The following is an 11,315-nucleotide window of genomic DNA, read 5'->3' as shown; positions in this document are numbered from 1 at the left end:
TGGAAGAGAAGTGGGGTGTTTCCGCGGCGCCGGTGGCTGCCGCCGTGGCTGCCGTCCCCGGCGCTGCAGGCGCCGAAGCCGAGCCCGAGCAAACTGAGTTCACCGTCGAGCTCACTGCTTTCGGTGACAAGAAGATCAACGTCATCAAGGTAGTGCGCGAGATCACCCAGCTCGGTCTCGCGGATGCGAAAAAACTGGTAGAGAGCGCACCCAAGGCCCTGAAGGAAGCGGTCTCCAAGGAGGAAGCCGAAGAGCTCAAGAAATAGCTGGAAGAAGTTGGCGCTTCGGTCACCATCAAGTGAGGATTCGATTCAGCTCGTGTCCGCCCGCGGCACAAGCCTCTGCATTCAGCTCGTCACCCCGGCTCGCTGCGAGGGCAAGCTACACCCTTGCGCGCGCCGTTCGCCCGATCTGTCATGTGTGTCGGGGTCAAGGGCCCGCGGAAGAACGACTCATCCATTTCGCCGGTTCTGACCACCGCTGGCTATGTTGCTCCTGCTCGAAGTATCCCCAAGACTCCTCGTCGTCGCGCCTCGCCAGGGGCGCCCGGTCCTCACCGAAACACACGAGTTATTCTTCCGCGGGCCCTAACAGTGTCCTGGAACAGAGATTCCTCGGATAATCGTCGCAGACGAAAAAGGCGCTCCAAGCTGCAACCGAAACGAACGCTGGAGAGTTGTGGCTGAGCTCTTGAAGCCCGCATGGCAATGCCCCGGCCACACCTGGTGCGAAAAAGGAAGGCGGCGACCAGATGACGGTCCTTGCATGGGTCCGGTTAGTGAGGAATCGAACGAGGCGTACGGTGGATGCAGAGAACAAGAAGGTCGCGACCCTGACACGCCGCAGCAACTGCGACCCTCGATCACCTACGACATCAACACGCCGAATGTCCTGCGCGCCAGCAGCGGAGAGCCGAACCTGAGGCCCTTCACGGCAAACAACTTCGACCTGTCGTTCGAGTGGTACTATGAGGACGCCAGTTATCTTAGCCTGGCGGGTTTCATCAAGCAGGTGGGCAACTTCATCGTCGAGAGGGTGGAGAAGCAAACCTTCAATCTGGCAAGTGGACCGTATATCTACGACATACGCCGCCCGAGCAACGGAGAAGCAGCCAACGTAAGGGGAGTCGAGCTCTCCTGGCAGCACGACTTTCGAAGGCTTCCGGCTCCCTTCGATGGTATCGGGGTGCAGGCGAACCTCACCTTGGTGGATAGCAACGCCAAGGTGGAACTTGACAATGTCACCGAGACCTTTGCGCTCGAGGGGCTCAGCAATACGCGAAACCTGGTGCTCTACTACGACAAGGGCGCCCTGCAGCTGAGAGCAGCGCTCAATCAACGCGGAGACTTTCTGGAGAGCATCTCGGGCAGAGGGGGAGAGCCGGTATTCGTGGAGGGTTATACCCAGATCGATCTGTGCGGGAGCTTCGCGATCACCGAGAACTTCACGGGCTTTTTCCAGGCCATCAACGTCACCGATGCACGCATTCGCAAGCACGGTCGGTTTGCCAACCACTTCTTGGAGCTCAAGGATACGGGGGCGCGTTATGCGCTAGGAATCAGGGCCACGTTTTAGCAGGAGAGGTTCCAGATGAAGCTAACCAGAAGAAAGCTCCTCTTGCTGGCAGGCAGCGCCTCGGGCGCCCTGGCTGCGGGTTGCGGGGCCCGCGGCAACAGACCCTTGGGCCCCGGCTCGTCCACCGCAGGGCCAGCCACTGGCTCGGGTGGCAGCGGCGGGGCAGGCCTCGGCGGCTCGGGTGCTGGGGGTGCCGGCTTCGGCGGTACGGGAGCGGGCGGCAGCGGCGCCGGGGGCACCGGGTTCGGGGGTGCGGGCGCCGGCAGCGGGGTCGCAGGCACGGGAGCGAGCGGCAGCGGCGTTGCAGGCACGGGCGCTGGGGGTACGGGCGTCGCAGGCACGGGAGCGAGCGGCAGCGGCGTTGCAGGCACGGGTGGGTTCGTACCGGGCTTGCCTGTTCCGACGCCACAACAGCTCGCGTGGCAGGATCTCGAGCTAGGGCTCTTCATCCACTTCGACATGGCGACCTATACGGGCGCCACCAAGCCCCGGATGTCCGCGGACCCGAACCTCTACAACCCCAGGCTGCTCAATACGGATCAGTGGCTGGAGGTGGCGAAGACCATGGGCGCCCAATACGCCGTGTTCGTCGCCAAGCACTGCACGGGCTTCTTGTCGTGGCAGAGCAACGCCTATCCCTTCGGCGTCAAGCAAAGCGCTTGGCGCGGCGGCACGGGCGACGTGGTGCGTGAGTTCATCGCGTCGTGCAACAAGTACGGGATCAAGCCGGGGCTGTACTCGAGCGTTACCTGCAATGCGTGGTGGGGCGCGGACAATCCCGGGACCATCCAGTGGGGAAACAAGACGCAGGCCGACTACGCCAGAGCCAACGAAGCCATGGCGACCGAGCTATGGTCGAACTACGGTCCGCTGACGGAAATCTGGCTGGACGGCGGCGCGCTCCCGCCTTCGAAAGGCGGTCCGGATCTCGTGCCGATCCTGGAGCGGCATCAGCCCGACGCCATCTTCTTTCAGGGCCCCAAGCCTGGCGGAGTTCGTTGGATCGGCAACGAACGGGGCGTGGCCGCCTACCCGTGCTGGAGCACCGTTTCCAAGCTGAACGACCCTGGAGCAGGCGATCCCAACGGCAAGATCTGGAATCCCGGAGAGTGCGACGTGCCCTTGCCCGGCTACGAGTGGTTCTGGCATGGAGAAGCCACTCCAGGTTGGGCCACGCCACAGCAACAAGCGGACACGCTGCCGAAGCTGATGGACATGTACTACCGGTCGGTGGGCCACAACTGCAACCTCTTGCTGAATGCGACGCCCGACGCCACGGGTCTGATCCCGGAAGTGACCCTGGCACACTACATGAACTTCGGAAACGAGATCCAGAGGCGCTTCGGCACCCCCGTTGCGGAGACCCAAGGCGACGGCGAGGTGCTCGAGCTCACGCTGCCCGTGCCTTCGGACATCGACCACGTCATCATCATGGAAGCCCTCGCGTATGGGGAGCGCGTCCGTGCCTATACCGTGGAAGGCCTGGTGTCCGGCAACAACTGGCAGAAGCTCTCCGACGGCGTTTCCGTGGGACACAAGCGGATCCAGTCGTTTCCTCGGGTTCGCGTCGCCAAGGTCCGCTTCACCGCGACGCAGAGCACCGCTGTTCCCAAGATCCGCCGCCTGGCCGTCTTCAACGTGGCATAGCCAAAGCTCCGGTGATCGCCACCACGGGCGCGCTCGCCCAGAAAACCGCCTGAAAGCGCCAAGAGGAATGGAGGGCTGTTTCGCTGATGTCCAATCCGTTCGATGTCTGCGTGGTCGGGCATGTCACCCGGGATCGGATCGTCATTGGCGATCGGATGCGGGACCAGGCGGGCGGCGCTGCATACTATGCTTCGGTTGCGCTACGCCGACTTGGCCGGCGGGTGGCGGTCGTGACCAAGGTGGCACCCGAGGACGCGGTGTACGGGCTCAGCGAGCTCGAGGCGGAGAGAATCGACGCGTGGTGCATGGACAGCGCGGCCACGACGCGCTTCGAGAACATCTATCCCGATGGCAACCTGGGGCGCCGCATCCAGCGGGTGACGTCGGTGGCGGATCCGTTTTTCGCGGCCGATCTGGGCGCAGTTCAGGCGCGGTTTTTCCACCTCGGCCCGCTCACGAAGCGGGACATGCCGCTCGGGTTTCTGCAGGCGGCTTCCGTGAGAGGCAATGTCAGCCTTGACGCGCAGGGCCTGGTAAGAAGCGTGCATGGCCATGAGGTCAAGACCACGGCATGGTGCGAGATGGAGCAAGGGTTGCGGTTCGTGGGCGTGCTCAAGGTCAACCTGGAGGAGGCGCGTTTCCTGACGGGCGAGCACGACCCTGAAAAGGCTGCTCGCCGACTCGGAAGGCTGGTGGGGCGAGCGCCGCACGAGACGCTGGTCACGCTTGGAAGGCGTGGCAGCCTCGTTTACTCGGCCGATCGGCTCTACCACATCCCGGCGGCTCGCCCGTCCGAGGTGGTCGATGTGACGGGGTGCGGCGACACCTTCTTCGCCGCCTACCTCCACTACCGGCTTGGCTCCACAGATGCGGAGCAGTGCGGCCGATTCGCTTCCGTAGCGGCGACACTGGCCCTCGAACACTTCGGGCCGTTTCGCGCCACACAGCAGGCCTTGGAAGCCACAGCGCACAGTAGCTCGTGGCTGCCGGCGCCGTGACCGCACTGCGACCTCGGCTTCCGTAGGCACAGCGGCACCAGGTCTGAATATGCGCTGTAGCCATAATATTTTAGCATGAATGCATTTCTAGTCCTGAAGTGCCAACGGCCGCGCAAGAGCTGGCTGCAGGTCCGTTGCGTGCCGAGCGCAGGACTCGCCCGCGTCCTGATCGCGAATGGTCGACATTGTTGCGGCTATTGTCGTATTTTCGGCGTTCGCAGTAGTTGTCGACAACGACGTGAACACCAAGCGATTTCCCGCTAACGTTGTTAGGCCTACACACCTGGGGCACCTTGTTTTAGCAAGAGGAACGATGGTTGATCACATGCCCGCTGAGTCTCACAGAGTTGTTTCCGCGCTCCGAGTCCGAGCCGGTTTGTTGCCGTCGATGGCTGTAATGGGTCTGGCTGTCCTGCAGAGTTGGGCGGTCAGGGCGCAGGACAGCTCCGACGAGAGCGTTGCCGGCGCTTCCGAAGGAGCAGCCGCGGGCGACACGGTCTCCAAGCGAGAAGCCGTCGTGATCGGGCCCAGCGAGCAACAGGAGCCGCCAACCGAAGAGATCATGGTTCGGGGCATCAGGGGCAGCCTGCAGCGCTCGATGGACGTCAAGCGCCATGCCAGTGCGATCGTCGACGCCATCGCCGCACAGGATCTTGGAAAGTTTCCGGATCAGAACGTGGCCGAATCGCTGCAGCGCATCGCGGGCGTGTCCATCGATCGCAACGGTGGCGAGGGTCGCTCTATCACGGTGCGCGGCCTCGGCCCGCAGTTCAACAGCACGCTCTTGAACGGGCGCACCGTCGCCACCGAGACCTTTGGGCGCCAGTTCAGCTTCGACATGCTGGCAGCCGAGCTCATCAGCGGCGCCGAAGTCTACAAGTCGCCCATCGCCCGGCTCCAGGAAGGCGGCATCGGCTCGACGATCAACATCAAGACCGCCCGACCGCTCGACTTCAGGGGATTCAACGCCCGCCTGAGAACCATGGGCCTCTTCGACACCAACTCAAGGAGCATCACGCCGCAGGTGTCAGGCTTGGTCAGCAACACGTTCTTGGACGACAAGCTCGGCGTCTTGCTCTCGTTCTCGCACCAGCAGCGCAAGGCGCGGGTCGACAACATCGGCACGGCGAACTTCAACGCCAATCAGAAGCTCACGTTGGTAGACGGTCGGGTGCTCGAGGGCGTGTTCGTACCGCAGAACTACACGATGAACATGGACTTTCAGGAGCGGAGACGGACCGGGGGGACGGTCGCTTTGCAGTTTCAGCCCCTGGATAGCGTCCGGATCACGCTGGACGGTCTGTACTCGAACTTCGAGGTCCGCTCGAGCATTACACAGCTCGGTCACTGGTTCACAGCCACGCAGATCGACGACGCCCACGTAGACGAGAACAACACGGTGATCGAGCTCACCCATGGGATCAAGGGGGCCACGGATTACGTGAACTCCACCTCGAACCGCCCCACGGAAATCTGGCTGGCCGGGCTCAACGCTCAGTGGGATCTGAGCCAGGATCTCACGTTGTCGGCGGACGCGGCCTATTCCAGGGCCGCGACGAACAACGGAGGCAAGGGTCGGTTCACGGTGATCGGATTCAACAATCTTTCGACCTACGTAAATCGGACACCCGGGCAGATCCCCTCCTTGTTTCAGGCTCCAGGCGGCCTGCCGCTCGATGTGCAGGACCCCAGCCTCGGCAGGGCTCACATGGCGTCGCTCGGCGGCAGCAACACCACGGACGATCTGTTCGAAGGCAGACTGGATGGCCTTTGGCGCATGCAGGCCGAGGGGCTCCAGGGCCTTCGAGTCGGCGCCTACGGCTACGGCCGAGTAAAGAAGAGCAAGGGGTTCGGCACCAGCCACCCGGACACGCCGAGCGAGCTGAGCGGTGTCACGTGCCTGTACTGCGGGTATGCAACGGACGTTCCAGACACCCTTCTGTGGCCCGTCAACGCAACGGGGTTTTTCCCGGACGTGCGTGCGGACATTCCGCGACGCTGGCAGTCTTTCGACCACTTGGCCTACGTAGACTACCTGGAGTCACCAGCAGCCATCGCCGCAAACAAGGATCCGATGAAGGCGGCCGCGGTCATTATGGCCAACGACGGCTTTACGTTGTTCGAGCAACCCGGCGGCAGCCGGGTAGAAGAACAGACCTACGGCACCTATCTGCAATTCGACTTCGGCGGCGAGTTTGGGGACATGGCCTGGGAAGCAAATGCCGGCGCTCGCTACGTGCGCAGCAGGCAGACGGCCTTCGGCATGCAGCGCGAGCTGCTGATGCTGATCCTCGTCGATCCAACGCTGTACCAGGCCATCAGGGGGGACCCAACTTGGCTCTGGGAGTCGAGCAGCTACGGCAATCTGCTGCCGAGCACCAATCTGATGATCGAACCGTTCGAAGACGTCGTGGTCCGCGCCAGCTATGCACGCAGCCTGACTCGACCCACCTTGGGCCAGCTCAGGCCCGTGACGAGCTTCAGCATCAACCGCCCGGGCAACCTGAGGGCCAACGGCGGCCAGCCCCACCTCAGGCCGTTCACCGCGGACAACCTGGATCTCTCGATCGAGTGGTACTACGGGCGCAGCAGCTATGTCGGTGTCGCGGGCTACTACAAGAAAGTCGGCAACTTCATCGTGGAGAAGGTCCAGAAGGAGACCTACACGTTGCTTACCGGGCCCGACACCACGAACGTCATGCCGGCCAACTTCACGTACGAGGTACGCCGGCCGAGCAACGCCGAAAGCGCCGACGTGGGGGGCCTCGAAGTCTCTCTTCAGCATGTGTTCGAACACCTCCCGCATCCGTTCGATGGCCTGGGCACGCAGGCCACGCTCACGTTCGTGGAGAGCAATGCGAGGGTGCAGCTCGGCAACGTCACCGAGACGTTTGCGCTCGAAGGCCTCGGCAACTCCCAAAACCTCGTGCTCTTCTACGAAAAGGGTCCACTGCAGCTGCGCACGGCGGTCAATCGCCGCAGCGCCTTTCTAGCGAATATCTCGGGCCGCGGTGGCGAGCCCGTGTTCGTCGAGGGCTACACCCAGCTCGACTTGAGCGGCAGCTTCCAAGTCACCCAAAACGTGGCGGCTTTCTTTCAGGCCATCAACGTGACCGACTCGCGCGGGCGGAGGCATGGGCGCTACGCCAACCACTTCCTCGGGCTCTCGGACGCGGGCGCCCGTTATGGGCTCGGACTTCGGGGCAGCCTGTAGTACGAAGGGTGGTTCAAACGACACTCCAAATGAACATCAAGCCGGCATTCCCATGCAAGCAAATGTAAAGGGCAGACGCATCGCCGTCATCACCGGTGGCAGCCGCGGTCTGGGACTGGAAACTTGCCGCCAGCTGGCGGACAAAGAGCTTCGGGTCGTGTTGACCGCCAGGCGTGCAAGCGAGGCGCACGAGGCGGCCGAACGGCTTGCCGTCGATCACATCCAGCTTGATGTCACTGACCGGCAGAGTGTCGCGCACGCAGCTTCGGAGCTCCGAGACCGCTATGGGCACGTGGACGTTCTGGTCAACAACGCTGGCATCGCCATGCAGGGCTTTGGTGCACAAATCGCGAGAGAGACGGTCGCAGTCAACCTGTTGGGCGCTATTTCCACCACCGACGCCGTCCGCCCGTTCCTGTCCGACGACGCGGTCATCGTCATGGTTTCTAGCGGCCTGGGTGAGCTCTCTGGCTGGCGTCAGGATCGGCGCCGAGACTTCGAGGACCCGCACATGTCTCGCGAGCGCCTCGAGAACTTGATGCACGCCTTCATCCGAGATGTCGAAGACGGCAGCTACGAGTCAAAGGGGTGGCCTGGTTCTGCCTATCGAGTATCCAAGGCGGGCCTGAATGCCTTCACACGTCTTGTTGCACGCGAGCTCGCCACAACCGCGATACGCGTCAACGCCGTCTGCCCGGGCTGGGTCCGGACCGACATGGGCGGCGCAAGGGCGACACGGAGCGTGGAAGAAGGCGCGCGCGGTATCGTTTGGGCCGCAACGCTGTCGCCGGCCGGTCCTTCCGGGGGGTTCTTTCGCGATGGAAGCGCGATCCCTTGGTAGGTAGCGGCCCGCTCAAGCTTGGGGTGATCGGCGTGGGTGGGCGAGGCCGCATCGCGCGCAGCCTGCATCGCCCCGACCAGAGCCTGTTTGTGGTCGCAGGAGCCGATCCGAACCGCGATGCGCTGGCACAGTTCCGCCAGGAGCTTGGCGACTCGGCCTTTGTCACCGAGGACTACCGCCAGCTGTTGGCGCGGGACGAGCTTGATGCCGTGCTCGTCATGTCCCCAGACTTTCTGCACGAGGAGCATTCCGTCGCGGCCTTGAAACTGGGCAAGGCCGTGTTCGTCGAGAAACCCATGGCCGTCACAATCAAGGGCTGCGATCGGATGCTCGACACAGCACGCCAACACGGGAGCCTGCTTTGCGTGGGCCACAACATGCGGCAGATGAGTCCGGTCCGGCGCATGAAAGAGCTCATTGATGCGGACGCCATCGGCGAGGTGAAGGCGGGCTGGTGTCGCCACTTCATCTCCTACGGTGGTGATGCCTACTTCAAGGATTGGCACGCAGACCGCACCAAGAGCACGAGCCTGCTCCTGCAGAAAGCCGCCCACGACATCGACGTGTTGCACTTCCTGTGTGGCGGTCGCACCGTTCGCGTCAACGCGATGGGCGGGCTTGTCGTCTATCACCAGGTCAGCGACCGGCACAGACCCGAGGAGTACGGCGGACCGAGCAAGGATCTCAGCGAATGGCCCCCGTTGTCGCTCAAGGGACTGAACCCGGTAATCGATGTCGAGGACATCAGCATGATGCAGATGCAGCTCGACAACGGCGTCTTTTGCTCCTACCAGCAGTGCCATTTCACGCCGGATGCTTGGAGGAATTACACCGTCATCGGCACCAGAGGACGAATCGAGAACTTCGGTGACACACCCGGCAATTGTGTCGTCCGCGTGTGGAACCGCCGCGGCTACTACGACCCAAATGGCGATCAGCACTACCCCATCTCCCAGGATGCCGGAACGAGGCTCGGCGCCGACCAGCGGACCCTGCAGGAGTTCGTCCGCCTGATTCGAGGCCGGGGTAGACCGAGCATGTCCCCGGTTAGTGCGCGCAACAGCGTTGCCGCGGGATTCCAGGCAACCGCCTCGCTGCGCGCCGGCGGCATCCCGCTCGAGGTACCGCAGGTCTCCCAGACCAACCTGGACTACTTTGGCTAGGGCCAGCGCCGCCGGTGAACGAGAGATCGCGCGCCGGACGCAGCGAACCGCTCGAGAGCGCAAACAGCCTCAGCGGGGGCTGGCTCTCCATGGCTTCGCCCTTGGCGTGACGGCAGCGACCAGCTTGTTGGTTGGCCGCGGTCCGGGCACAGCCGCAGGCCAACGTCGTGGTCCGCCGCCGCATCGATCGTGCTTGGCTGACGGCTCAACAGGATGAGCTCTCGCTCGGCATCGCGATCGGCACATGCCGCACCGATGTCGCTGGCGCCGCCACTATGGCCTGCCGTGGTGCCGAGACAACCCGGCACCTTGTCCGAGCGACCCGCCTCCTGGCGTTTCGACGAACTCGGCACGATTCGTCAGCGCATCCCGCATCTCGCCGGACGACTCGCGGCCGTCCAACCCGAGGATAGGCCGCCGTATACAACTTTCTCCGAGAACGACGAAGCGCCAAGCGGGCCAGCCGCAGCAACTCCTCGCGTGAGAGCTTTTCTACCAACGGTTGGAGTTCCTCGGCCCTGTGCGGGTCGCCCACGGCGGCTTGTCCGATTCCATGGCATGAAGACTACTCTCCCGGGGCTCTGAGTGACATTTGGAGGGATGCCGGACGAACGCGGCGGTCGCGGGCGCAGCTCGCGAGTCGCCTTAACCAATCGCGGAGCTCCTGTTGAGGAAGCCACGCACGATCCTAACGGTCACGTCCGGCTGCTCCGTGGGGAACTCATGACCGCTGTCGTCGAGCACGCGTAGTTGAGCGTTGGGCAGCTTTCGCGCGAGCTGCACGCTGTGCTCGGGAGGAATCAGCCGGTCCTTTGCGCCGGCCATGACCAAGGTGGGCGCTTCGATAGATGGAAGGGCGCCGTGGGTGTCGTGCCTCAGCGCGGCAAGCAGCTGGGCAGCCGCGCCGTGCCTTGGCGTTGCATCCACGGCGGCGAGTTCGAGCCAACGTGCCCAGGTTCGAGGCTGGCGACGGCGAAACCCCTGTGCGAACAAGACGGGCGCCATGACGCGAGCGGTGTCGGGCGGCGGCAGAAGCCCCGAGAGCAGGAGGCGGATCATGGCTGCAGCCGGGATGGGCCTGCGCAGCCAGCCGCCGGCGCTGGTGGCGCCGAGCACGAGGCATCCCAGCCGATCGCGATGCCGCAGAGCGAATTGCTGCGCTATCATCCCGCCGAGCGAAAGACCAAATAGGTGCACGCGACCGATGCCGGCCGCGCCGAGCACTGCGGCAACATCGTCTGCCATGGCGCCGATCGAGTAGGGCCCAAGCGGAGCGCTGCTCGCGCCCGCGCCGCGACTATCCAGCGTCAGAACACGGTAGCTGCTCGCAAAGCGTCCCGGCAGGGTCAGCCAGTAACGACTCGACCAAGCCAAACCGCGCACTAGAACGAGCACCGGGGCGGCTTTCGAGCCCTGTAGGTCGTAGTAGATCTCCCCGGCGTTGGTGGGTGCCCACGGCACGCTACTAAGGATACCCTAACGCTATGCGGATCACCTTGCTCCGGAGACTCCGACTCCTGACTCGGCCCCAGGTAACGCTCGCAGCCACAGGAACGACACTTTGCAAGTGCCTGCGCGACCCGCAATGAGACCAGCGATTGAGCACAAGAGCCGGCTTGCGCGCCTGTGCGACGTGGCGCTCGCAGCTGCGCTGCTGCTGGTCGCGCAGGGCGCTCGAGCGCTCGACGCGAGCCCGTGGGAGCGCGTATTGTCTCGCTATGCAGGACAACGAGGCGTCGACTATGCCGGGCTCAAAGCGGATAGAGAGGCGCGGGGCGATCTCGCGAGCTTCCTTGACTCGCTTGCGACCATGAGCAGGTCCGAGCCACTGGCCGCGTGGCTCAACGCATACAACGCGCTCGTGGTCAGCTCGGTCG

The 11,315-nt window shown here is 63.7% G+C and carries 9 protein-coding genes; 8 read left to right on the top strand and 1 reads right to left on the bottom strand.

The genetic code is table 11. The features are described 5' to 3' along the window. The 7 genes from rplL to MJD61_13035 all read left to right on the top strand — a co-directional run. A partial coding sequence (gene rplL, locus MJD61_13065; protein ID MCG8556199.1) for a 50S ribosomal protein L7/L12 occupies nt 1–266 on the top strand: 266 nt, incomplete at its 5' end. 499 nt (nt 267–765) lie between these two features. Further along, nucleotides 766–1,575 carry a TonB-dependent receptor gene (locus MJD61_13060; GenBank protein MCG8556198.1) on the top strand — a complete coding sequence of 270 codons (810 nt, stop codon included), beginning with the start codon at nt 766–768 and terminating at the stop codon, nt 1,573–1,575. 15 nt (nt 1,576–1,590) lie between these two features. Further along, a complete protein-coding gene (locus MJD61_13055; GenBank protein MCG8556197.1) occupies nt 1,591–3,222 on the top strand; it encodes an alpha-L-fucosidase in 1,632 nt (543 codons plus the stop codon). Between the two features lie 86 nt (nt 3,223–3,308). Next, a complete protein-coding gene (locus tag MJD61_13050) occupies nt 3,309–4,220 on the top strand; it encodes a PfkB family carbohydrate kinase (GenBank protein MCG8556196.1) in 912 nt (303 codons plus the stop codon). 397 nt (nt 4,221–4,617) lie between these two features. Next, nucleotides 4,618–7,434, top strand: coding sequence for a TonB-dependent receptor (locus MJD61_13045; GenBank protein MCG8556195.1), 2,817 nt, complete (start codon nt 4,618–4,620; stop codon nt 7,432–7,434). Nucleotides 7,435–7,486: 52 nt separating this feature from the next. After that, a complete protein-coding gene (locus tag MJD61_13040; GenBank protein ID MCG8556194.1) occupies nt 7,487–8,275 on the top strand; it encodes an SDR family NAD(P)-dependent oxidoreductase in 789 nt (262 codons plus the stop codon). Beyond that, nucleotides 8,269–9,438, top strand: coding sequence for a Gfo/Idh/MocA family oxidoreductase (locus tag MJD61_13035; GenBank protein ID MCG8556193.1), 1,170 nt, complete (start codon nt 8,269–8,271; stop codon nt 9,436–9,438). Before MJD61_13040 ends, MJD61_13035 begins: the two co-directional genes overlap by 7 nt. A gap of 645 nt (nt 9,439–10,083) precedes the next feature. Here the strand turns inward: MJD61_13035 and MJD61_13030 are convergent. After that, a complete protein-coding gene (locus MJD61_13030) occupies nt 10,084–10,899 on the bottom strand; it encodes an alpha/beta hydrolase (GenBank protein ID MCG8556192.1) in 816 nt (271 codons plus the stop codon). Nucleotides 10,900–11,023: 124 nt separating this feature from the next. On the opposite strand from MJD61_13030, the gene MJD61_13025 reads away from it, so the two are divergent. Continuing rightward, a partial coding sequence (locus MJD61_13025) for a hypothetical protein (protein MCG8556191.1) occupies nt 11,024–11,315 on the top strand: 292 nt, incomplete at its 3' end.

This window comes from Pseudomonadota bacterium, from assembly GCA_022361155.1.
Lineage (GTDB): Bacteria > Myxococcota_A > Polyangia > Polyangiales > JAKSBK01 > JAKSBK01.
This window is presented reverse-complemented; position numbering and strand designations above follow the sequence as displayed.